Source organism: Parabacteroides sp. AF19-14, from assembly GCF_003635485.1.
Classification (GTDB): domain Bacteria; phylum Bacteroidota; class Bacteroidia; order Bacteroidales; family Tannerellaceae; genus Parabacteroides; species Parabacteroides distasonis.
Genome location: NZ_QTMJ01000015.1, coordinates 47,790 through 71,306, shown reverse-complemented (window position 1 = coordinate 71,306; position 23,517 = coordinate 47,790). Strand labels below are relative to the sequence as shown.

The 23,517-nt window shown below is 43.7% G+C and carries 25 protein-coding genes and 2 tRNA genes; 11 read left to right on the top strand and 16 right to left on the bottom strand.

The window, feature by feature from the left end:
• Nucleotides 1-4: 4 nt before the first annotated feature.
• Entirely contained in the window at nucleotides 5-844 is an 840-nt protein-coding gene (panC, locus tag DWX33_RS15185) for a pantoate--beta-alanine ligase (RefSeq protein WP_005861622.1), read from the bottom strand.
• Nucleotides 845-944: 100 nt separating this feature from the next.
• On the opposite strand from panC, the gene DWX33_RS15180 reads away from it, so the two are divergent.
• Together DWX33_RS15180 and DWX33_RS15175 are read left to right on the top strand one after the other, a co-directional pair.
• Nucleotides 945-1,769, top strand: a complete 825-nt coding sequence (locus DWX33_RS15180; RefSeq protein WP_005865855.1) for a glycogen/starch synthase — start codon at nucleotides 945-947, stop codon at nucleotides 1,767-1,769.
• An 11-nt stretch (nucleotides 1,770-1,780) separates the two neighbouring features.
• Nucleotides 1,781-3,157, top strand: a complete 1,377-nt coding sequence (locus DWX33_RS15175; protein ID WP_005865853.1) for a DUF4270 domain-containing protein — start codon at nucleotides 1,781-1,783, stop codon at nucleotides 3,155-3,157.
• Nucleotides 3,158-3,293: 136 nt separating this feature from the next.
• On the opposite strand, the gene DWX33_RS15170 is transcribed toward DWX33_RS15175, so the two are convergent.
• From DWX33_RS15170 to DWX33_RS15160, 3 genes are read right to left on the bottom strand one after another with little or no spacing between them, the layout of a single operon-like run.
• Nucleotides 3,294-4,586, bottom strand: a complete 1,293-nt coding sequence (locus DWX33_RS15170; protein ID WP_005861616.1) for a glycoside hydrolase family 57 protein — start codon at nucleotides 4,584-4,586, stop codon at nucleotides 3,294-3,296.
• A gap of 35 nt (nucleotides 4,587-4,621) precedes the next feature.
• Complete coding sequence (locus DWX33_RS15165; RefSeq protein ID WP_122380620.1) at nucleotides 4,622-5,890, bottom strand: glycosyltransferase; 1,269 nt, start codon at nucleotides 5,888-5,890, stop codon at nucleotides 4,622-4,624.
• Between the two features lie 14 nt (nucleotides 5,891-5,904).
• Nucleotides 5,905-7,839, bottom strand: a complete 1,935-nt coding sequence (locus DWX33_RS15160) for a glycogen debranching enzyme N-terminal domain-containing protein (protein WP_005861612.1) — start codon at nucleotides 7,837-7,839, stop codon at nucleotides 5,905-5,907.
• Between the two features lie 406 nt (nucleotides 7,840-8,245).
• On the opposite strand from DWX33_RS15160, the gene DWX33_RS15155 reads away from it, so the two are divergent.
• From DWX33_RS15155 to DWX33_RS15140, 4 genes are all read left to right on the top strand, one after another.
• Nucleotides 8,246-10,345, top strand: a complete 2,100-nt coding sequence (locus DWX33_RS15155; protein WP_199713307.1) for a M3 family metallopeptidase — start codon at nucleotides 8,246-8,248, stop codon at nucleotides 10,343-10,345.
• Nucleotides 10,346-10,425: 80 nt separating this feature from the next.
• Nucleotides 10,426-10,860 (top strand): dCMP deaminase family protein, encoded by a 435-nt coding sequence (locus tag DWX33_RS15150; RefSeq protein WP_008778036.1) that lies wholly within the window; start codon nucleotides 10,426-10,428, stop codon nucleotides 10,858-10,860.
• A gap of 13 nt (nucleotides 10,861-10,873) precedes the next feature.
• Nucleotides 10,874-12,607 (top strand): S41 family peptidase, encoded by a 1,734-nt coding sequence (locus tag DWX33_RS15145; RefSeq protein WP_122380619.1) that lies wholly within the window; start codon nucleotides 10,874-10,876, stop codon nucleotides 12,605-12,607.
• Nucleotides 12,552-13,067 carry a 5-formyltetrahydrofolate cyclo-ligase gene (locus tag DWX33_RS15140; protein WP_034527812.1) on the top strand — a complete coding sequence of 172 codons (516 nt, stop codon included), beginning with the start codon at nucleotides 12,552-12,554 and terminating at the stop codon, nucleotides 13,065-13,067. The genes DWX33_RS15145 and DWX33_RS15140 overlap by 56 nt, the downstream gene beginning before the upstream one ends.
• Before the next feature lie 109 nt (nucleotides 13,068-13,176).
• Here DWX33_RS15140 and DWX33_RS15135 read toward each other — a convergent pair whose 3' ends face one another.
• Both DWX33_RS15135 and DWX33_RS15130 read right to left on the bottom strand, forming a co-directional pair.
• A complete protein-coding gene (locus DWX33_RS15135; RefSeq protein ID WP_005865842.1) occupies nucleotides 13,177-13,470 on the bottom strand; it encodes a DUF721 domain-containing protein in 294 nt (97 codons plus the stop codon).
• 2 nt (nucleotides 13,471-13,472) lie between these two features.
• A complete protein-coding gene (locus tag DWX33_RS15130; RefSeq protein ID WP_009276542.1) occupies nucleotides 13,473-14,570 on the bottom strand; it encodes a DNA replication/repair protein RecF in 1,098 nt (365 codons plus the stop codon).
• A 148-nt stretch (nucleotides 14,571-14,718) separates the two neighbouring features.
• On the opposite strand from DWX33_RS15130, the gene DWX33_RS15125 reads away from it, so the two are divergent.
• The 5 genes from DWX33_RS15125 (at nucleotide 14,719) to DWX33_RS15105 (ending at nucleotide 16,642) form a co-directional block, all read left to right on the top strand.
• Nucleotides 14,719-15,402: a tetratricopeptide repeat protein gene (locus tag DWX33_RS15125; RefSeq protein WP_005861596.1), complete on the top strand. Its 684-nt coding sequence runs from the start codon at nucleotides 14,719-14,721 to the stop codon at nucleotides 15,400-15,402.
• A 76-nt stretch (nucleotides 15,403-15,478) separates the two neighbouring features.
• Nucleotides 15,479-15,961 carry a 6,7-dimethyl-8-ribityllumazine synthase gene (gene ribH, locus DWX33_RS15120; RefSeq protein WP_008774114.1) on the top strand — a complete coding sequence of 161 codons (483 nt, stop codon included), beginning with the start codon at nucleotides 15,479-15,481 and terminating at the stop codon, nucleotides 15,959-15,961.
• 54 nt (nucleotides 15,962-16,015) lie between these two features.
• Nucleotides 16,016-16,098: transfer RNA gene (locus DWX33_RS15115), tRNA-Tyr, on the top strand.
• A 25-nt stretch (nucleotides 16,099-16,123) separates the two neighbouring features.
• A tRNA-Gly gene (locus tag DWX33_RS15110) sits at nucleotides 16,124-16,196 on the top strand.
• A 113-nt stretch (nucleotides 16,197-16,309) separates the two neighbouring features.
• Nucleotides 16,310-16,642: a hypothetical protein gene (locus DWX33_RS15105; protein WP_008774115.1), complete on the top strand. Its 333-nt coding sequence runs from the start codon at nucleotides 16,310-16,312 to the stop codon at nucleotides 16,640-16,642.
• A gap of 9 nt (nucleotides 16,643-16,651) precedes the next feature.
• Here DWX33_RS15105 and DWX33_RS15100 read toward each other — a convergent pair whose 3' ends face one another.
• From DWX33_RS15100 to DWX33_RS15055, 10 genes are all read right to left on the bottom strand, one after another.
• A complete protein-coding gene (locus DWX33_RS15100; protein ID WP_005861590.1) occupies nucleotides 16,652-16,852 on the bottom strand; it encodes a hypothetical protein in 201 nt (66 codons plus the stop codon).
• Between the two features lie 51 nt (nucleotides 16,853-16,903).
• Complete coding sequence (locus DWX33_RS15095; protein ID WP_008774116.1) at nucleotides 16,904-17,224, bottom strand: DUF4491 family protein; 321 nt, start codon at nucleotides 17,222-17,224, stop codon at nucleotides 16,904-16,906.
• Between the two features lie 291 nt (nucleotides 17,225-17,515).
• Nucleotides 17,516-17,896 (bottom strand): preprotein translocase subunit SecG, encoded by a 381-nt coding sequence (gene secG / locus DWX33_RS15090; RefSeq protein WP_057327074.1) that lies wholly within the window; start codon nucleotides 17,894-17,896, stop codon nucleotides 17,516-17,518.
• A gap of 7 nt (nucleotides 17,897-17,903) precedes the next feature.
• Nucleotides 17,904-18,671 carry a hypothetical protein gene (locus DWX33_RS15085; protein WP_057329098.1) on the bottom strand — a complete coding sequence of 256 codons (768 nt, stop codon included), beginning with the start codon at nucleotides 18,669-18,671 and terminating at the stop codon, nucleotides 17,904-17,906.
• Between the two features lies 1 nt (nucleotide 18,672).
• The gene (locus DWX33_RS15080; RefSeq protein WP_005861582.1) at nucleotides 18,673-19,209 is read right to left on the bottom strand and encodes an LptE family protein; all 537 of its coding nucleotides are present in this window, start codon (nucleotides 19,207-19,209) and stop codon (nucleotides 18,673-18,675) included.
• 4 nt (nucleotides 19,210-19,213) lie between these two features.
• Nucleotides 19,214-20,404 (bottom strand): sigma-54-dependent Fis family transcriptional regulator, encoded by a 1,191-nt coding sequence (locus tag DWX33_RS15075; protein WP_005865833.1) that lies wholly within the window; start codon nucleotides 20,402-20,404, stop codon nucleotides 19,214-19,216.
• 104 nt (nucleotides 20,405-20,508) lie between these two features.
• Nucleotides 20,509-21,336 (bottom strand): lysophospholipid acyltransferase family protein, encoded by an 828-nt coding sequence (locus DWX33_RS15070; protein WP_008774120.1) that lies wholly within the window; start codon nucleotides 21,334-21,336, stop codon nucleotides 20,509-20,511.
• Nucleotides 21,337-21,339: 3 nt separating this feature from the next.
• Entirely contained in the window at nucleotides 21,340-22,227 is an 888-nt protein-coding gene (locus DWX33_RS15065) for a CDP-alcohol phosphatidyltransferase family protein (protein ID WP_005861576.1), read from the bottom strand.
• A 7-nt stretch (nucleotides 22,228-22,234) separates the two neighbouring features.
• Nucleotides 22,235-22,963, bottom strand: a complete 729-nt coding sequence (locus DWX33_RS15060) for an SDR family NAD(P)-dependent oxidoreductase (protein ID WP_005865829.1) — start codon at nucleotides 22,961-22,963, stop codon at nucleotides 22,235-22,237.
• A gap of 11 nt (nucleotides 22,964-22,974) precedes the next feature.
• Nucleotides 22,975-23,442, bottom strand: a complete 468-nt coding sequence (locus DWX33_RS15055) for an adenylyltransferase/cytidyltransferase family protein (RefSeq protein ID WP_005861572.1) — start codon at nucleotides 23,440-23,442, stop codon at nucleotides 22,975-22,977.
• Nucleotides 23,443-23,517 lie beyond the last annotated feature (75 nt).

Sequence of the window (23,517 nt, the reverse complement as noted above, 5' to 3'; positions counted from 1 at the left end):
ATAATTAGTATTTGATATTGTCGATCAAACGTACCTCTCCGCAATATACCGTGATGCAACCTACCGGATAATCGGTATCCGACCAGTTCTTGATAGACTCTAACGTATTGCCATCTACGATCTCGTAATACTCAACTTCCATGACAGGATCGCTATTAATCGTATTGACAACATAGTCAATCACTTCTTGTACGCTTTTTCCGGGCACAAAGGTAGTACTTTCTTTTAACGTACGAGCAATTAACGGAGCTTTTTGACGTTGTTCCGGTGTCAAACGGGTATTCCGGCTACTCAAGGCCAAGCCATCGCCCTCACGAACGATCGGACAAGCATTGATCGTTACAGGGATATTCAATTGTTTCACCATCGCCCGGATCACAGCGATCTGCTGGAAATCCTTTTCTCCGAAATAAGCGTTATCCGGCTCCACGATATAGAACAATTTACTTACCACCTGCGCTACACCGTTAAAATGCCCCGGACGCTTAGCGCCTTCCATTACCTCAGATACCGTTCCCAAATCAAACGTACGGGTATCTGGCTCCGGATACATCTCTTCTACAGAGGGAGCGAATACATAGTCACAGCCGGCAGATTCTAATAACACACAATCAGCCTCCAACGTACGGGGATACGTTTCCAAGTCGTGTTTGTCATTAAATTGGGTTGGATTTACAAAAACACTGACTACACATACATCATTGTTTTTCACGCAATGTTGTACCAAGCTAAGATGTCCATTATGCAGTGCTCCCATGGTAGGAACAAAGCCAATTTTCTTATTATCCTGCTTTGCCTCAGCAAGATAAGCCTTCAAATCTTTAATACTATTTACTATTTTCATCAGATAGATGCTTAATTGACGGTGCAAAGCAACTAAATAATTACCGTAAATAAAAGATTTTTCGTATCTTTGTAGCGTCTTTATAAAACTAGTTTACAGAATGGATGCAAAAAAAATCTTGTTTATAGCCCAAGAAATCACTCCCTACCTTCCCGAATCCGAGATCGCGACAATATGTAGAAATTTGCCGCAAGGAATTCAGGAGCGTGGTCGCGAAATCAGGACATTCATGCCAAAATTCGGAAATATCAACGAGCGCCGCAATCAGTTGCACGAGGTTATCCGTCTGTCTGGTATGAATCTTATTATTGACGACACGGACCATCCTCTGATCATTAAGGTAGCATCCATTCAATCGGCCCGGATGCAGGTTTACTTTATTGACAACGAGGATTTCTTCCAACGGAAATCCACGGTCAGCGATGAGAATGGAAATGAGTATGAAGATAATGACGATCGTTCGATCTTCTATGTACGCGGAGTATTGGAAACCGTAAAAAAATTGCGTTGGATTCCTGATGTAATCCATTGCCATGGCTGGATGTCAGCGTTAACGGCTCTTTACATCAAGAGAATGTATGCCGATGACCCGTGCCTGCGTAACGCGAAAATCGTTTATTCGATCTACAACGATGACTTCAAGAACCCGCTAAACAAAGATTTCGCGACAAAACTGAAGGCGGACGGAGCCAAAGAAGCTGACTTGAAGTTAATCAAGGCAGATACAAGTTTTGTGGCCTTAACCAAATTAGCGATTGATTTCGCTGATGGTGTAATCCAAGGTAGCGAGACGATCAATCAAGAAGTCCTTGATTATATCTCTGCCAAGAAAGATACTCCTTTCCTTCCCTATCAGTCACCGGAAACTTATATGGACGAGTTCAATAAGTTCTACGACGTGGTATTGGATTCTAACACGAAATAATAAATGTAGTAATGAAAATCAAGCTTTTAATACTTGGACTTGGCCTTGGTGCTAGCATTTTGGCCGGGTGTAATGATGATTTTAGTTCGATAGGAACAAGTATTCAGCCAGGCGACGATACAATTGCAGTATATATGGACACGTTCCAGATACAAGCCACTACGGTGCAATTAGATTCTATTTACGCAAGGTCTACTAGCGCCCAGTTGGGTGAACTCTACGATCCGCTGTATGGTAACCTTGTATCGGATTATATGTGCCAATTCTATTGTCCGAGTGATTTTCAATTTGCGCATACACCTTATGAGGGAAAAATTGATTCGGTGGAATTCAATATATATTATAATGGTTCCAATAAAAACGGTGTATGGGTAGGAGACTCCTTGGCGCCTATGCGTGCGGAGATCTTTAAAATTACAAGTCCATTACAAAAGAATTTTTATACAAATATTGACCCTAAGCAATATTGCAATATGCAAGAGTCAATGGGTGCTCAAGCTTATACAGCTTATAACACAAGTATATCCGACTCCCTTAGAAACTCTGATGGTTACAGCCCTCATGTAAGCATTAAAATGCCTACTGAGTTCGGACAAAAATTTTATGATGAAACGATTAATAATCCGGGTACATTCAAGAATCAAGAAACTTTCAATGAGTTTTTCCCGGGGCTTTATGTAACAACTACCTTCGGTAGTGGTAATATATTGTCCGTGGCTAGCTCTGTCCTTAAGATATATTATAATTATGCGGTTAAAAGCACAGCAGGAAAAGACTCTTTAATAACCACGTGGGAAGCTTTCTCCGTCACTAAAGAGGTTATTCAGCTAAGTCGTTTCAAAAATACGGATATGAGTCAATTGCTACAACCGAACGACAGCTATGCATTCTTTAAGACTCCTGCCGGCGTTTGTACACGCATTGTTCTTCCGACAAAGGAAATCACTCCGATCATGAAAGAGCGTATCGTGAATAATTTACCACTCGAGTTAAAAGCGATGCCGCAAGAAGATTGGCAATATGCATTGGCTCCTCCTCCTTATCTATTAATATTGCCAGAGGATTCGGTAAAAAGTTTCTTTGAGGGCAACCAGATAAACAATAATGTAACCTCGTTTTTATCGGAAGCTTACAATGAGACGACTCGCACTTACTCTTTCCCGAATCTCGCCAATTTATTGAAATATCAGATAGAGAAAGATCCGGATAAAGATATGGCGTTACTTATCATACCGGTTGATTGGACTTATACCCAAAGTAACAATTATGGTAGCGTACAAACAATCACAACCGCAATCACGAACTATTTGGCCCCTTCAGGAGTAAAAATACGGAAAGATGAAGAAGTAATGAAAATCGGTATCACTTCATGTAAATATGCCAGATAATAAAAAGTATTCATACAAAAAAAGCGAGAAGAAGAACATCTCGCTTTTTTTATGCACTGTTCCAAAGCAAAAAATAACGGGCCCCCTAAAGGACCCGTCACTCTCCAAAAATAGTCTAGTCAAATCAATTAACGACTTATTTCTTCGCCGCCTTCTTTTTTAATTTATCTAATTCTTTCTGTAGACTCTCGATCTCCTCTCCTTGATTCTTAATCGTAGAAAGCAATGAATTCAATTCCTCATTCTCTATGTTTTCCGGGAATTCCGCATTCACACGAACAATGAAATCGGAAAGAACATTCATATAGTTATTAAATGCGTCATACGGATTATCGTAAGGGCTAAAGCCTCCCTGTCCCATATGCTTTGTACTCATATAATAGAAATGGTCACTGCTCTGCAGATAGTACCAGTCCTGACGGATACGACGAGTCTGAGACAAACGAACACGCTCACCGATCTCGTTAATCTTACGGAATGCTTCCTGCTGCAATACATTTCCTAACCAAGAACTACAATCTCTCTCCTCATCTACCCAAGAGATCGGATAAGGAACGGAGATAGAATCTACCGGCTTGATCAATGTAAATACTTCCGATGGAGTAGAGAAACTAATACCCTTATCTGCGGCAAAGCGAGGCAAAGCCTTGAAGAACTCAAAAATACCGGTTGAAGCTGGATGCAAAGATCCCAGCACCTCATAATTCATAAACAAATTAATGATTTGCTCTGAATCCGGAGTAGCAGCGATCCATGACATATACTTATCGGCTGTCAAAGGATACTCATTCCAACTATAATCACTGAAACGGTTCGATAAATCCTCGCTGAAACGGTCATTCTTCAATAATAAACTCAACTTCGGAGCTACGCAAGAAGAATACATATAGTTCGGACTCTTCCAACCTAAGATATGCTTAGCACCCTCCGTCAACATCCCCTTATAGCCCATCTCAGAAACCATAGCGGAAATATCATCCGAGTAAATCAACTCCGTATTACGGAACACTTTCGGTTTAACCCCGAATAAAGTCTTGATCTTATCTTCTTGTTTCTTTACTTGATGCTTGAACTCCTCCGGATCTCCCAAGGAAGAAAGAGAATGAGCATAAGTCTCAGACAAGAATTCCACATTCCCCGTAGCCGCCAATTCCTTAAAGCTATCGATCACTTCCGGAGTATAAATCTCCATCTGCTCCAACGCTACGCCGGAAATAGAGAACGCTACCTTAAACTTACCACCACTGGTCTTAATCATCTCCAAAATAGTCCGGTTTGCCGGCAAGTAACATTGTTCAGCTATACGATGGATAATCTCCTCATTCTGGAAATCATCGTAATAGTAATGGTCGTTACCTATATCGAAGAAGCGATATCTTTTTAAACGGAACGGCTGATGTATTTGAAAATAAAAGCAGATCGTTTTCATAATATTGTTTGTTTTATTTTTGTCTTGTCGTTAATTTATTTGTTACCTATCACATTGTCGTAAATACGACGAACCTTTTGTCCGGCATACTCCCATTTGATATTATCCACCTCTTTCTTACCTTCCACTTTCAAGAACTCATGCATGGCAGGATAAGTAATAATAGAATACATGGCATCCGCTAACGCCTCAATATCCCAATAATCCACCTTAATCGCATAATCCAAGATCTCGGCGCAACCGGATTGTTTAGAAATGATAGAGGGTACACCACATTGCATGGCTTCCAACGGAGAGATACCAAAAGGCTCGGAAACCGAAGGCATCACATATACATCACTGGCTTTCAACACCTCATAGACCTGCTTACCCTTCATAAATCCAGTAAAGTGGAAACGATCTGAAATATTACGTGCCGCAGCCAAACGAATCATTTGATCCATCATATCACCACTACCAGCCATCACGAAACGTGCATAAGGAGCCTTAGCCAAAACCTTTGCGGCAGCCTCAACGAAATATTCCGGCCCTTTCTGCATCGTGATACGACCTAAGAATGTAATAACCTTATCCTTTACACCCTTTTTATCTGGGATCGCTAAAATCTCAAGACTTAAAGGCTCTACGGCGTTATGTACGGTCGTTACCTTAGAGGGATCTTGATGATATTTCTCAATCACCGTCTGACGAGTCAAATTACTCACCGTTATGATATGGTCTGCATTGTCCATACCATTCTTCTCAATCGCATAGACATCCGGATTCACATTACCGCGACTACGATCGTAATCCGTAGCATGAACATGGATGACCAAAGGCTTACCACTCACATTTTTAGCGTGAATACCCGCCGGATAAGTCAACCAGTCGTGCGCATGGATGATATCATACTCTTCCGTACGAGCGATTACTCCCGCAACGATCGAATAGTTATTGATCTCTTCCAGAAGATTATCCGGATAACGTCCGGAAAACTCAAGGCACCCTAAATCAGTCACATGACGATAACTGAAATCCGCATAAATATGATCCCTGTACTTATAATACTGGTCAGCGTTCATTCCTGCTTTGGAAACCCGTTGCTGCACATATTCACGGTCAACATCCTTCCAAACAATCGGAACTTGGTTGACACCCACTATCTTTAGAAAGCTCTGGTCTTCATCGCCCCAGGGCTTCGGTATACAAAAAGTAATATCCATATCGGGCTGCATTGCCATGCCTCGTGTCAAACCGAAACTGGCCGTTCCTAAACCGCCCAAGATATGAGGAGGAAATTCCCATCCAAACATTAATGCTTTCATAATGGTACTTAGTTTTATTCGGCGTTATACTTCTTCAACAAATCCACAACACGGAGGATAGCCGCAACATTCATCGCAAAAGAGACAGCTCCACGTCCGGTAAACGGTGGGTTACCATCAAACAATTCCGGGATCGTCCCGATACAGTGTAATGACATCTCCTCCTCCAAGCTTATCAACATACGTTCAGCAAAAGCAACGCCACTCTTTCCGAATACACGCAAATAAGCTTCCAAATAGGCGCCTAACAACCACGGCCAAGCAGTACCTTGGTGATAAGCCAAATCTCGTTCATATTGCGGCCCCACATAATACGGGCGATATCCTTCGCTCTTCGGACTCAAGGAACGCAAGCCCTTCGGGGTAAGCAACTCTTTCGTCACGATATCCACCACGGCACGTTTCTGCATCCTCGTCAATGGGGAATAAGGCAATGCCACAGCGAAAATCATATTAGGCCGTACGCTCCAATCTACCGTAGAACCATTCACGGAATCGAACAAATAATTATACCCGTTCACAAAGGTTTCCGGGAACGATTTATCCATCGACTTGATAATCGGATCAATACCCTCGACAGGTACTCCCCCCATCAATTCCGTATAGAAACAAAGAGCATTATACCAAAGAGCGTTAAATTCCACTATATAACCGGAACGAGTTACGACAGGTTTTCCGTTTACGGTAGAATTCATCCAAGTAATCGCCTTATCTTTTCCATTAGCGAAAAGTAAACCATTCTCCATCAATTTCATATCGGGATGTTTCTGGTCCCGTATATAATCGATAACCTCTTTCACGAAATCGCCGTATAGCTCACGTGCCTTTTCAACGCCCTCATGTTTAGCATACTGTTGGATCGCCCAGATCGCCCATAAAAAGACATCCGGATGCTCGATCTCACGAATCACCGCATCGAAACGCCCATTCTCCATATACGCCCGCATCGCCGGCATCGCCGTATGCATGATCTTCTCAAAACGAACCGGATCATCGATAGACAACGTACTACCCGGAAGAGCTACGAACAAATCTCTCGCACGTACTTTAAACCATGGATAGCCCGCTAATAGATAAGCGTCGTCTTCCTTGGGACGAAAATAAAATTGCTGAGCGGAATTCTTCAAGCAATTGAAGAAGCTAGTACGAGGCGTACGAGCTACGACCTCATTCTCATACAGTGCCTTCAAGCGGGTAGTTGCCACTGCACTATCGCCAGCGCTGAAAATAATAGTCTCACCTTTTTTGATAGGGACCTCGAAATATCCGGGAACATACAAATCCTCCTGATAAGGATATCCCCTCTCTTGTTCTTTCGGATACTCGATGCCATTGTACCAATACGGCTCATACACAAATTTAACTTTCTTGTTAAATTGCATATACAGTTCCGGATAACCGGGATACATACATGTCTTGATTCCGTTTGTGACTTCCTCGTAAGATTGGTTCACGTTACCATTGGCTTGCGTTAAGTTCTTCACACTACGGAAAGCGAGGAAAGGACGGAAACGTAAGGTCGTAGCGGAATGAGCATCTTCCAACGTGTACTTGATCATGATACGATTCTCGTACATGGAAAACACTTTCTCTTTCGAGAAGATCACACCTCCTACACGGTAAAGCGTACGAGGTACTGTCTCTGAGCTATACTCGCGGATGTACTTATGTCCCTTGGGACTGAAATTATCACCTGCATATTTATGCAACCCAAGATTAAATTCGGCACCATGTTGAATTACCGTCTCATCAAAAGAAGACAGTAACACATGGTTGTCATCATCAATCGCAGGCACAGGCATAACGAGTAGTCCGTGGTATTTCCTGGTATTACAATCAACAACAGTAGTGCAGTGATAGGCTCCCAAACGGTTGGTTCGAAGCACCTCACGAGTCAGCGACTCTTCCAGGTTTATCATTACTGTTTTGTCAAATTTAAGATAACTCATATGTGTATTTGGGTTTTAAGTTACTTTCTTTAATATCAAAATGAAATTATTTTCGTTTCTGAGAATCAAAAGTATTATTTAATAACTAAAAAAACAAACTGTCTTTTATATTTATTTAGAAAAAAAGGCATCCTTCTTCTACGATAAACTTATAGATCAAGACTTTAAAAAGAAAGGTGCTCTAAAGGAGTGTTTTCAAACATATAAATTTTTGTTAAATCAATCCTATTATCATATTCATCAAAGCTCAAAATCAAGGTACAGCCCCCCGAAAACAAGCCTCGGTTTAGTCATAGGAAATGTTCTATTTTTCATTTTAAATCAATCTGAATATAAAAACAGATGCCTATAATGTTCCTGTGATTAAAATGCCTACCTTTGCGGAAATTTACAAACAATTTTTAATATGAGGAAGTTATTATATAATGTAGTAATTTTATTAAGTGCAATTCAAATGACACACGCAGCGAATAACCCTTTCTTCGGGAAGTTTAAAACACCGTTCGAGACCCCTCCTTTCGATAAGATCAAGATCGAGCATTATGAGCCCGCTTTCGACGAAGGAATCAAGCAAATGGAAAAAGAGGTGCAAGAGATCGCCAATAACCCGCAACCGGCTACTTTCGAGAATACGGTAGTAGCTCTGGAACGTAGCGGCAAATTATTGGAAACAGTCTCTTCTGTTTTTTTTAATGTATTAGGGGCAGAGGCTAACGACGAGATGATGGAAATCTCGCAACGTGTCTCCCCGAAGTTATCCCAAACCTCCAATAACATCTTCTTAAATGAGAAGCTACTTGCTCGGGTCAAATCAATCTATGATAAAAAAGAACAATTGAACCTTTCTACCGAGGATGCTAAATTGCTGGAAGACCTTTATGAGTCGTTTAAAGCGAATGGGGCTACGTTAAATAAAGATGACAAGGAAAAATACCGCAAGCTAAGTATGGACCTAAGCATGTTAACCTTGCAGTTCGATCAAAACGCCTTGAAAGATAAAAACCGGTTCGAATTACTAATAACGGACGAGAACGAACTATCCGGTTTACCCGAAAGTGCTCGTGACGCAGCGGCCATGTTAGCCAAAAGTAAAGATAAAGACGGATGGTTATTCAATCTCTCGGCTCCGAGTTACATTCCATTCATGCGTTATTCCGACAAGCGTGATTTGCGAGAGAAAATGTATCGTGAATACATGAGCGTAGGAAATAAAGGGGATGAGTTCGACAATAAGGACATTATCAAAAAGATCGTTAATATCCGCCTAGAGATCGCCCAGTTGATGGGATTCAAGAATTACGCCGAATATGCGCTGGAACACACAATGGCTAAAAACTCAGCGAACGTATACAAATTATTGAATCAGTTACTCGAAGCTTATAAACCGATAGCGATCAACGAATACAATGCGGTAGAAGGATTTGCGTTAGGTACAGAGAAAGAGAATATCACCGTTATGCCTTGGGACTGGAGTTATTATTCCGAGAAGTTACGGGATATCCGCTTCAAGGTAAACGACGAGATGACTCGCCCTTATTTCGAGTTAAGCAACGTAAAGAAAGGCGTATTCGGATTAGCTACCCAGCTCTACGGTATCACCTTTAAGGAAAACAAGAAAATCCCGGTTTATCATCCGGAAGTAGACGCTTACGAGGTATACGATGCCGATGGTAAGTTCCTTGCTATCCTTTATACGGACTTCTTCCCTCGTGACGGAAAACAATCCGGCGCTTGGATGAACAATATCAAGGCTCAATACAAAGATAAAGACGGAAAAGATAGCCGTCCTCAGATCGTTATCGTGATGAACTTTACCCGTCCGACAGACACGAAGCCCTCTTTGTTAAGTTTCGACGAGGTGAACACACTCTTGCATGAGTTCGGGCACTCCTTGCACGGCATGCTAGCGCAAGGAACATATTCCAGCCTTTCGGGAACCAGCGTTTATCGTGATTTCGTAGAATTACCTTCCCAGATCATGGAGAACTGGTTGACTGAAAAAGAGTTCTTAGATCAGATCGCCGTTCATTACCAGACCGGAGAGAAAATCCCGCAAGAGATGATACAAAGCTTGGTAAACGCCTCAAACTTCAACGCTGGCTACCTTTGCTGCCGCCAATTAAGCTTTGGCTTGCTGGATATGGCATGGCATACGTTGGAGCAACCTTTCGACGGTGACGTAGCGGCATTCGAGAAAAAAGCTTGGGCTCCGACCGTAATCATGCCGGAAGTACCGGAAGCCTTGATGGGCACAAGCTTCGGACATATCTTCTCCGGAGGATACGCGGCTGGCTATTACGGATATAAATGGGCCGAGGTATTAGACGCCGACGCTTTCTCCGTTTTCAAATCGAAAGGAATCTTCAACAAGGAGGTCGCGAAATCTTTCCGTGACAATATCTTATCCAAAGGTGGAACAGAAGATCCTGCCGTGTTATACAAGCGTTTCCGTGGACAAGAGCCTACGATAGCCGCCTTATTAATCCGTAATGGTATTAAGAAGTAATAATTTACCGGGCGATAAGCCCGGTAAATCTAAATAATCACTACCTTTGTGTCTGGATTAAAAGACAAAAGAGTAAACAAATGTGCGAGAAAACAGAAAAACAGCACGAATTAGATAAACGTTACCTGCGAATGGCCGCTATCTGGGCCGAGAATTCGTACTGTAAACGACGCCAAGTGGGCGCATTATTAGTAAAAGATAAAATGATCATATCCGACGGATACAATGGAACACCCGCCGGTTTTGAAAATGTTTGCGAAGACGAGAATAATGTCACCAAGCCTTATGTTCTACATGCGGAGGCTAACGCCATCACAAAAGTGGCAGCCTCATCGAACAGCAGTAAAGGAGCGACCATTTATGTTACCTCCTCCCCTTGCATTGAATGCGCGAAATTAATCATACAATCCGGGATCAAGCGAGTGGTCTATTCCGAGAATTATCGAATAGCAGACGGCTGTGAATTATTGAAGCGTGCCGGTATCATAGTAGATTATATAGATTTGAACGAATAAATAAAACGTTTTTATGGATAAAAACAAAAGACTGACCGTATGGCTCCCGGTTATCATCGCGGCTAGTATCGCTTTAGGTATCTTTATTGGGAACCATTATTTATCTATCAGTCAAGGAAAAAAACGGTCCTACTCCAGCGGTAACAAGATAAATGCCATCTTGGACATTATCGACGAGCAATATGTTGACACGGTTAGCATGTCTAAGCTGGTAGAGAGTACGATCCCGAAAATATTCAGTGAATTAGACCCTCACTCCGTATATATCCCCGCCGAAGACGCTTCCGTGGTGAATGAGGAGCTGGAAGGTTCTTTCAGTGGTATTGGCGTATCATTTAATATGCAAACCGATACGATCCTAGTGATCAGCGTAATTAGCGGTGGTCCCGCAGAGAAAGCAGGTTTACTGCCCTTCGACCGGATCATCTCGATCAATGATTCTATTTTCTCCGGTAAGAAAAAGAACCAAGGAGAGATCATGAAGACACTCCGGGGCGCAAAGAACAGTACGGTGAAACTAGGCGTACAGCGAGGAAATTCTCCTGAGTTGCTCTATTTTGACATAACCCGTGGAGATGTCCCTGTTAATTCGGTCGATGTTTCTTTCGAAGCGGCTAAAGGTATAGGTTACATCAAGGTTAGCAAATTCGCCCGGAATACTTATAATGAGTTCATCACGGCGATCGCCAAGCTGAAACAAGCGGGCTGTACCTCTTTCGTGATCGACTTACGGGGTAATACCGGCGGATATATGGATGCCGCTATCAATATGATTAACGAGTTTATGCCGGAAGGACGCTTGATCGTCTACACGGAAGGTAAGTCATTCCCTCGTTCCGACGTATATGCGAACGGAACCGGAACTTGTAAAGACGCCCCGATCGTAGTATTGACCGATGAGATCTCGGCTTCCGCCAGTGAGATATTCTCCGGAGCGATCCAAGATAACGACCGTGGTACGATTATCGGACGAAGAACGTATGGCAAGGGTCTGGTACAAACTCAAATGTCATTGAGCGACGGTTCAGAGATGCGATTGACCATCGCCCGTTACTACACGCCGTCCGGTCGCTGCATCCAGAAGAAATATGAGATGGGTAATACGGACGCTTACGACCAAGATATCTATAACCGATATATGCATGGCGAGTTTGACTCGGCCGATAGCATCAAGATGGATGATTCCTTAAAATACCAGACCGTAGGCGGACGTACCGTATACGGCGGGGGCGGTATCATGCCGGATATCTTTATCCCTCGTGACACGAGCGGCGTTACCTCTTACTACTCAAATGTGGTAAATAGCGGCGTGCTTTACCTGTATGCGCTCGAGTACTCAGACCGCCATCGGGAGAAACTAGGCTCATTCAAGACTTGGGAGGAATTATATAATTACTTGCAGCAACAACCGCTCCTTTCCGACTTCGTGAACTTCGCCGCTACCAAGGGCATCAAGAGACGTCCTACATTAATTAATATATCCGGCAAGTTAATCGAGAACCAATTGCAAGCGTATATCGTAAGGAATTTCTTCGACGAGGCGGGCTTCTACCCCATTTTCCTAAAAGATGACGTTACCTTATTACGTGCGATCAAGATCTTGCAAGAGGGAAAATCTGTGCCGAATGCGGAACTATTAAAACAATCAGCGAATGGAGACTTACACAGCCAAGCAGGCCCTACGAAAAGATATGGCCTCTCGAAAAAAAGAATATTCGAGGATTACCTTGTGCGAGCTATCGGATAAGATCATGGACCGCTTGGAACAGACGGAACTGTTCCAAGCGGCTTCTTGCATCGCCCTTTATCACGCCATACCGGGAGAAGTACAGACCGCCGGCTTTATCGAGAAATGGTACCAGAAGAAAAAGCTTCTGTTGCCCTTGATCGTTGGTGATGATTTGAGATTGCTTCTTTACGAAGGACCGGAATCCTTAAAACCCGGACCTTTCGGGATATTAGAGCCTAAGGTGGACGGCATAGAAGTTCCAAAGAATGAGATCGACTTGATTATCGTGCCCGGAGTCGCCTTTGATAAAGACAAGAACCGCATGGGACGAGGAAGGGGATTCTACGACCGCCTTCTTTCCACGCTCAACGCTCCCAAGGTTGGCATATGCTTCGGGTTCCAGATGATACCGCAAGTCCCGGTAGAGCCACTCGACAAGAAAATGGATTACGTAATAACAGAAGACACCATCTATTGATCTCTCCGCAGAATATATACTTACTGGGTCAAGCCATATATACTTACCGGGGCTGGGCAGTATATGTTACTTGACCCAGTAAGTAATATTGCGAATGGTAAAGCCACACTCAATGAAAAACGATATTGGTAATGACCGAGGCACCCGCGTAATCATTCAAGCTTTTCACCAACCGTTCCCGGCAAAGCGTCAACTCGCTACGAAGTACGGAGGAAGTCAATGAGACATGAAGCACCTTATCACGTACATATATATTACGTGTGTACTGCATGATCGTAGGCCCTAAAACTTCTCCCCACGCACGTTGGACCCGGATCTCCATCATTTTCTCGTACAACTCGGTATTATCCTCGAAAAAGTCACGAAGCACCTCACCCAATGTCTGTGTATTTCTTCTCTGCATCCTTATTCCTCCATAGGTTGTACCTCGCCACGTTCCACACGGAAGAGGGCATAGTCATGATTCATAGCCAATAAGATCTCATCCAGATACTTCCGGTTCGTATCCGTAATAAAAATCTGCCCGAAGCCATTCTCGCTGACCAGTTTGATGATCTGCTCCACACGGCTAGCGTCCAGCTTATCGAAAATATCATCCAACAGCAAGATAGGTGTAGTCCGTCCCCGTTTATTTAGGAAAGCGAACTGAGCGAGTTTCAAGGCGATCAGATACGTCTTATTCTGTCCTTGCGAACCAACCCGGCGAATCAGGTACCCGCCCAACGTCATTTCCAGCTCATCCTTATGGATACCGGAAGAGGTATAGCCCAATATACGATCCCGTTCCCGGCTCATCGCCAATTTACCGGCAAGCTCCGTTTCCTCCAATTGCGAGATATAATGTAGCCCTACCTCCTCGGCAGAGCCGCAGATCGTCTGGTAGTACTCATTAAAGATCGGGGTAAAATCCTCCACCAGTTTTTTCCGCTTCTCGTAAACGATTTGGCCGTACATACCCAGCTGCATCTCCAATACCTCATAAAGAGAGGCATCCATGCTCTGATCTTTCAGCAACGTATTCCGTTGGAGCAACGCTTTATTATATTGGATAAGCGCATGCAGATAAGGCTTGTCCTGCTGCGAGATGATTAAGTCCAAAAAACGGCGTCGCTCATCGCTCCCCCCCCGGATCAAGTCGGCATCAGCCGGAGAGACCATGACCAACGGTAATAGGCCGATATGCTCGGACAGCTTGTCGTACTCCTTCTTATTCCGTTTGAACTGTTTGCGTTGCCTACGCCGCATGGCACAGAAAATCTCCTCCTCACGTCCTTCATAATCATAGTTACCCTGCACCACGCAAAGATCTTGATCACTGTTTATTATCTGGCTATCAGGCGTATTGACATGACTCTTGCAAAACGAGAGATAATGAATGGCATCCAATAGATTCGTCTTCCCCATCCCGTTATTGCCGAAAAAGCAATTCATCTTGGGCGAGAAAATAACCTCGGACTGAAGTATATTTTTGTAATTGAGAACAGAAAGCTTCTTTAGTATCATCTAAACCGTATTAATCGTACAAAATTAAAAAATATACTTCTAAGTATAGATTATATCAGCAAAAAAAACTACTTTTGCGCTTTGAATCGCCAACCGTATGGTATGGCTTAAAATCAGCGATAAAATTAATAAATAACTATAACACATTATGGCTACTAAAGAAAAGGACACCAACAAGGAGTTAGAAGTAGAAGAGATTGTCTCCAAATCGGAGCAATTCATTGAAAACAATTCAAAGAAGATTATTTACGGTATAATAGCTGTCGCACTCGTTGTTGGAGCTGTTTTGGGAATCAAGCATGGTTATTTAGTTCCTCAGGAGAAAAAAGCCGCCGCCGCCATGTTCAAGGGCGAGCAATACTTCGCCAGAGATTCTTTCGCCTTGGCTTTAAACGGCAATGGAGCTGACTATGAAGGTTTCGAGGCTATCATCGACCAATATGGAAGCACGGACGCCGGAAACTTGGCAAAGGCTTACGCAGGTATCTGTTACTACAAGATGGGCGATACACAGAAGGCGCTCGATTTATTGAAATCTTTCAGCGGAAAGGACCAAATGGTATCTCCGGCGGTTACAGGCTTGATCGGTGATTGCTACGTGAACATGGGTAATACGAAAGAAGGAATCAGCTATTTCGAGAAAGCCGCTAAGGAGGCCGACAACGAGGTAATCAGCCCGATTTACTTGAAGAAGGCCGGTATCGCTTACGAGAACTTGAAAGAGTATGACAAGGCTGTAAAGGCTTACACGACTATCAAGGACAAGTATTACACTTCCATGGAGGCATCCGATATCGATAAGTATATCACCCGTGCTTCGGCAGGAAAATAAATAAACAGTATATTATATAGTATAACAGAGGATGTCTCGGTCAAACAAGGCATCCTCTTCTTTTAAAGAGACAAGTATGGCTACAGCTTATCAGAATTTATCCGAGTACGACTTCAACAGCGTACCTGATGCTTCAGAGATGAACATCGGCATCGTAGTTGCGGAATGGAACAAGAACATTACCGAGAAGTTATTGGAAGGTGCTTGCAACACGCTTGAAAAGCACGGGGTGAAACCGGAGAACATCGTAGTTAAACGAGTTCCGGGTAGTTTTGAACTGACTTTTGGAGCCAAAAGATTGGCCGAGACTAAAGAATTAGACGCTGTGATCGTTCTGGGATGCGTCGTAAGAGGCGATACGCCACATTTTGATTACGTTTGTTCCGGCGTTACGCAAGGCATTACAGAATTGAATTTAATGTACGATATTCCTTTCATTTTCGGCCTGTTAACTACCGACACCATGCAGCAATCCGAGGATCGTGCGGGAGGTAGATATGGCAATAAAGGGGACGAGGCAGCGGTTACCGCAATAAAAATGGTAAATTTTTCTGCCTAAACGCTTGCAGGTTTCAAAATAAATCGTACCTTTGCACTGCAATTAAGAACAAGGGGGCAGTTACCAGAGTGGCCAAATGGGGCTGACTGTAACTCAGCAGGCTTTCGCCTTCGGTGGTTCGAATCCATCACTGCCCACCTTTTTAATTCGCAACATATTATTGCGGAAGTAGCTCAGTTGATAGAGCATTAGCCTTCCAAGCTGAGGGTCGCGGGTTTGAGCCCCGTCTTCCGCTCTAGGAAAAGAGGAAAATCGAAAGGTTTTCCTCTTTTTTTATATCCTCGTATTACTATATATCCGGGATAATGTCTACTTTAGCCCCCAATACAACAAATAACAAAAAGAGAGATGAAGATGGTGAAAGGGATATACGTGTTGCTGACAATGTTCCTATTGATGGGATGCGCTACGGTAATGAATCCTTATAAAATGGACAACCGAATGCATAAGATAGAGCTAGGGATGACCAAGCAAAAGGTTATATCGATACTAGGAAAGGATTTTGAGTCGGCTGGCGCACGGATAACCCCCGACGGCCCGATAGAGAGTATCAGTTATAAGACGGTAACCATGACGATAGCCGACTACTCTGAAGGCTACTACATCCTAAGCTTCAAGAATGGGATACTAGTGGAGTGGTTCAAGGAAAAGACACCGATCAATAACAATACAGCGAACTAAGGTCTCCTTTTAGGCCACTAAAAACAAATAAGGCAGATGCCTCTGGGCATCTGCCTTCATTCTTTTACGATTATAAACTTTCTTCGATACATGAATCCGGTTATGACTGACCGGCCTGCCGTGGTTTTCTAACTCGGCCTCACGACTGCCTTTCCGGTTAGCCTTTATGTACTCGACTAACGGATCTTGCTTTTTTCTCTTTGTCTTCATAGCTTTATTGCTTTTATATCGCTTTCACGAGCGCAAAGATACGAAAAGAATTCATTTCACCTCACTATCGTCCCAAGGGTATTTTCTTTTCGGATTTCTAGGGAACCAACCTTTCTGCACACGCTCCTCCTGCTCGAAAATCTCCTTGATCGTCCAGAACGATGAGAAGGCGAATACGCCGCAAATAGCGGACACAAACACGCTGTCTATAAACAGGGAGGCTATCACTCCTAAAATCCCCAAGACAAGGAATATCCACCAGCATTTCGTCCCCCAATAATACTCGGCCTTCACGACTACCGGATGAAACAGACCGATAATCAAAAATGTAACGATACCGATCAACAACCCATCAAAATTTATCATATCCATATCTGAGTATTTATACTTATTACTATTATATGTAACAAATATACGAACAATATTCCACTTAACTGATCATTTCTTTCTATGAAGAGATAGAAGCCCCTATTCGCAATAATCGTCTCACAAAGATGAAACGATCTTTTCATATACGTGATACGATCTTTTCACCCTTGTGATACGATCTTTTCACATAAGTGAAAAGATCAAGACCTAAAGAAGCTTCCACTTAAAGTAGCACAAAAAAAGCCACATCCATTGTTAGTGGATATGGCTTCTATATTATTCTCAAATACAATCTTATTTGTTGCTTTCCTCCGCAGGTGTAGTAGCGGGAGTTTCCTCTGCCGGAACTGCCGGTTGTTGCGCTGTACCAAAGTCCGGAGCGATCGTGTTAGGATCGATAGAGACAGCGTCGTTCACTTGTTGCTTGATCTCTGATTGAGCGGCATGCTCAGTTCTGGGGATAAATGCGGTAATCACGATACTCAGTACGATTACGGCACCCGCCAAACTCCAAGTAGCTTTCTCCAAAAAGTCTGTGGTCTTACGTACACCCATGATTTGGTTAGAAGAAGAGAATCCTGAAGCCAAACCTCCACCTTTTGAGTTCTGGATCAACACGATCAAGATTAATAGTATAGAGGCAATCAGGATTAAGATAGAAATAAATACGTACATCTTAGTTTTATTTTTTAGTGTTAATAATCAACTTTTCCAAAAATCTGATTTGGTCTGCAAAGTAAACATTTTTTTCTGGATATTTCAAGCTTAAGTTTTTAATAATTTGCAAAGCCTTATCATATCGCTTCTGTTTTATATAAATCCGGGCTAAAGTTTCCGTAAGGCACGAGTCTTCCAGCGATTTGGACTGCTCATCATCCAAATCTTTCACCGACTCTGGAGTCTCCGCACGGCTGGTTTCCTCACGGATTTCCAGCCCACTACCCGGCATACGCTGTTGGTCATTTTTAATGAACGAATCGATCAAGTCGTGATGTCGAAGCCTATTCTCCGCATCCTCTCCAGATGGCTTCTCTTCTTCCTCTTTCGATAATGACCAAAACATATAATCTGACGATACCGATGGCTGGAACAGGAACGGGGCTTCTTTCTTAGGCTCCGGTTCCTCGTTACGGTTAGAGAGGAATGCGTCTATCAAGGAGAAAGTATCCTCTTTTCGCATATCCGGCTCATGCTCCACACGGGAGTTCAAGCCATATTTATCTCCCTCTATCAGTTGGAACAGCATTTTCCGGTCCGGCAAGAATATCGCCATCTTCTCCAGCTCCGAGGTAAAACTCATATCATTTAATACGGCCAGATTCTTTAGATACAACATCCGTGCCACTTGAAAATACGGGTAATCCTCCACGATTCGTCGCAACTCAAGAAGAGTCCCCTCGGTCAATTCCGAAGGCTCCTCCATCAAACGATATAAATCCTCCGCCCTCATTCTACCAATTGGCAACCGTAGCGTTATAGATTTGGTCTACTATTTCCTCTATGATTTCCTCGCATAATGTTCCCTCTACCTGCTGCGGCATCAAGTTACTGTCGAACTCGCGGTAAGCGGAGAACGACTGCTCGAAATCCTCATCCGGGTTAACCCGGTTGGAGTAACGAACCCGCACCGTGATCGTCAACCTCGTCTGCGAGGCGATAGCATCCTCCTTCACGGCCATTGGAGCGAAGTCGTAACCAGTGATCTCACCCTCCAACTCAAGGTCGCCATTGCTCGGAACCAGTTGCAGACGAGTCTGACGGATGTAAATATCCTTCAAATCCTCCGTAAACTGCGGCGCAAGGGTCGGATTCACGTAGGGAGCTTGGTTCGTGAAGTCACGAATCGTAATGGTCTTCACCTTCGTATAATCGATAGAGGCTCCATTAAACTTATAGGAAATAGAGCAAGCCGTAGCCAATACCGTCAAAAATGAGAGTATAAGCCAATTGGCTGCCGACAAACGTATGTTGACAATCTTCTTTAGCATATTTTTATTCCAAATTGTATTCCTTGATTTTTCGATATAACGTACGCTCCGATATCTTCAAGTCGGCCGCCGCGTTCTTCCGTCGCCCGTTATGCTTCTCCAAAGCCTTACGGATCATCTCCTTCTCCACCTCTTCCAAGGATAAAGTCTCCTCTTCCACATCCTCGGCATCTTGGATCGTCGGGTGCATGGCATGAACCGCCGCCGGATGGATCGGATGCGCATAAGGGGTATCGTCTGCCACCGTTGGCATCGGGATATTCCCTCCCATGATATCATGCACTAATTTCTTTAGCTCGTTCACGTCCTTTTTCATATCGAACAAGACTTGATAAAGGATCTCCCGCTCGCTGTTAAATATCTTTTGATCCGGATCTTGCTTCACCAATACCGGATATTTCTCAACATTCACGTTCGGCAGATAAAGGCGCAGGACATCCGCCGTTATATCCCGTGTCTCCTCGATTACGGAGATACGTTCCGTGATATTTTTCAACTCACGCACGTTACCCGGCCAACGGTAAGAAACCAATAATTGACGGGCCTCATCATCCAAGCGGATCGGCGGCATCCGGTATTTCTCGGCGCAATCACTGGCGAACTTACGAAATAATAAGACGATATCTTCCGGACGCTCCCGCAAGGGAGGCACTTGAATAGGCACCGTATTCAAACGATAGTACAAATCCTCCCGGAATTTACCTTCCGAAACCGCCTGCACTAAATTCACGTTCGTAGCGGCAACGATACGCACGTTCGTCTTCTGTACCTTGGAGGAACCGACCTTGATAAACTCACCCGTCTCCAACACACGAAGCAAGCGTGCTTGCGTAGGAGTTGGCAGCTCTCCGACCTCATCCAAGAAGATCGTTCCACCGTCCGCTACCTCGAAATACCCTTTACGGTCGGCCAACGCCCCGGTAAAAGAACCTTTCTCGTGCCCGAAGAGCTCCGAATCTATCGTCCCTTCCGGAATGGCGCCACAGTTTACGGCTATATATTGTCCATGCTTACGCTGACTGTTCTGATGAATAATTTGCGGGAAAGTCTCCTTTCCGACACCACTTTCTCCTGTAATAAGAACAGATAAGTCGGTTGGCGCTACCTGGAGCGCAACATCGATCGCACGATTTAATCCGGGGTTATTACCAATAATCCCAAAACGCTGTTTTATCTGTTGTACATCAACCTTCATCACTCTTTCACTTTTAAAATCTGTAATTATTTCAGTTACTCTGCCAAAATTACAAATCTTAATTCAAACTACCACTATTGATAACAGATTCTATCGGTCGTTTCTTATTTTTTAGCACCATATGTACGTTTATACAAGAACTCGGCAAGATCCTTGTCTTCCGGGATGGCGGCGATCTCTTCCGGCAAGATAGGCTCACCGATATATACATCCGCTTTCTTTCCACGCTTATTGAAAGCCTCTGTAGGAATACGCAAGGTACGTATTTGCCAGCTGATATTCCCTAGCCAATAGAAAAAATGGGTATTTTGGAAATCAAAATAAACAGGGTATACCGGTGCTTTCGCCTTACGAACTAAGCGGATCACGCTATGCGCCCACGATAAATCCCGTACCTGTTTCTCTTTTTTATTATAAAATGAGATCGCTCCAGCAGGGAAGAAACCCATCGGATGACCTTCTTTCAAGCGTTGCAGGGATAGTCGAACGCCATTGACATTCGCCGGATTCGCCCCTCGCTTGTGGGAATCGGGCACCACGGATATGAAATTATCCTCCATCGCCCCGATCTTGGTCAAGATGCCGTTCACCATCACCTTAAAGTCCGGACGGCGGGAAGCGAAAATATCAATCAGCATGATTCCATCCAACGACCCGATCGGATGGTTGGAAACGGTAACAAAAGCCCCTTCCGGCAGATGATCTAAAATCTCTTTATTATGAACCTCATAGCTGAGATCGATAATGGGGTCATGCAATAAAGCGGAAGTAAACTCAGCGCCCCGTAAATGACAATTCCGGGCATGTACCTTATTAACCAGATCCACACGTAAGCACTTTATCAGCAACTTACCCAACCATGTCCCCACTCGCCCCTTGAAGAACGGGGCCATCTCTTGCAAATCGTAAATGTCAACAACACTCTTCTTCATACTTTATCCTAAAAACGAGGCACACATCTTCTCGTGTTTCCTCATCACTATCGCTAGTACGATGTTCAACACGATGATCTCGTATAGGTAATAAGCCCAGACCTGTCCCGTTAGTACGATCACAAACATAACCATCGTCCGGCCATTAAAGGTCAACAAGTCTATGTAACGCATTAAATGACGACTCTGTTTACGAAAGTCCACACGGATATTCTCCGGAATATTATCCCCATACTTCGCGTGCAAATTTTGTAACATACTCTGTAAGGTAGGCGTAGCTTTCACTTGCAACATCGTATACCAACGATATAAGAAGTAGAAAAACTTGTTAATGCCATACTTCATCTCCTTATGTTTCGCCTCCACCTGTTCCAAAGACTGAAACTCCGATCCTTTATCCTTACTGATAAAATAAAGGTGAAGCGTCTTATAATAATCCGTGATATTCGCTTGGACTAAATGAGACAGACCGGATAAGACCGCCAAGGCAAAGAACCAATCCGTACCGTAATCATGAGACAAACGAAGAGCGAATCCGATATAGATCGAAGCGAACCAGATATCCCCGGCGAATCCGTCCAAGATACGCCCGATAGCGGACTTGATCCCTGTAAGACGTGCCAGCTGCCCATCCACGCAGTCGAGGATATTGGCAAATACCAACAATAATATACCACAGATATTATATGTCAAATTATCGTGATAAAACATAAATCCGACCGCCGCACCCACGAAGATCGAGATAACCGTAATCATATTCGGGGTAATTCCCGTGCCTCGCAACATACGAGCAATACGAAATCCTATCGGACGATAAAAAATTCGGTCTATCTTATTTTCTGTTTCTATCGACTTTAACGATGCTTCGTATTCCTTATCCAACTCGCTCATTTGTTTCTTATTTATACGAGTAACCGCCATCCACAACGACTACCTCGCCATTAAAATAACTATTCTCTATCAACATTTTATAAACTTCCGCCAATTCATCCGGGTCGCAGAACCGTCCCAAAGAGACCTTGTTCTCTATATTCCGACGGATCTCGGCAGGCTTTGTTTTCTGCCATTCCGTATCGACGAAACCGGGAGCCACGGCATTCACACGCAGTTCATAGGGAACTAAGAACTTCACCATGTTTTTGACCAGCGCATGAACAGCACTTTTCGTCACCCCATATGCCAAGGATACCGAATGAGGCTGTATTCCCATCAAGGAACCCGTAAACACGATACTTCCCCCCTTATTAATCCGTCCAACAATCTTCTGTAAAAGAAAGACCGGGAAATGGATATTAGCAAAGAAAACCCGTTCCCAATCCTCGAATGAAAGTTCCTCAAAAGGATCCCGACAGGTCATTCCCGCATTGAACACAAGGCCGTCCAAACGTAGCCTATTCTCCTCCAAGAAAGAATCGATAACCCCGATCGTATTCCGATCCGAGATATCGGCCCGCAGAATAGAAACCTGTATATCGAAACGCCCCACCAACTCGCTACGTACCTCCTCTGCGGCCGCTTGGTCGGAAGCATAAGTCAGTATAAGGTTATATCCGGCCTTTCCTAAACAGGACGCTACCGCCTTTCCTATCCCTTTTGTCCCACCGGTAATTAAAATAAATTTATCCATGAAACTGATCGTTATTTAGCGGCAGATCCTTTCACTGTTTCCGGCTTCGCCTGACGTTGGGTTGTCAGATTCGCCTCATAAGAATCATGTATCGTTTTTTTCAGATTCGAGGAGGAAACCCCCGTTCCGTAAGGGAAATAAAATACCTGAACGCCTAAATCCTTCAGATAGTCGTACTTTCCGAACCAGTCATCACCTACCACGAAAGCGTCGATATTCAGCTTCTTCACGATTTCCGTATGATCCAAGGAATGTTGTGGAATAACGATATCGGGAGTCTTCAACGCCTCGATGATCTGCAAACGTTCATGGAACGGAATGATCGGCTTCGCTTTATAAGAAGAGACCAACTCATCTGTACTAACCCCGACGATCAATATATCCGCCAAACTACGGGCGTAATTGATCATCCTAAGATGATTATAATGGAACATATCAAACGTCCCGGATGTATATACTATCGTTTTGTCTTTAAACATAATCGTAATTTTCGTTTTAAACCGCAAACTTACGCAAACTTTTCCTATCTTAAAAGTTTAAAACCAAAAAGCGTC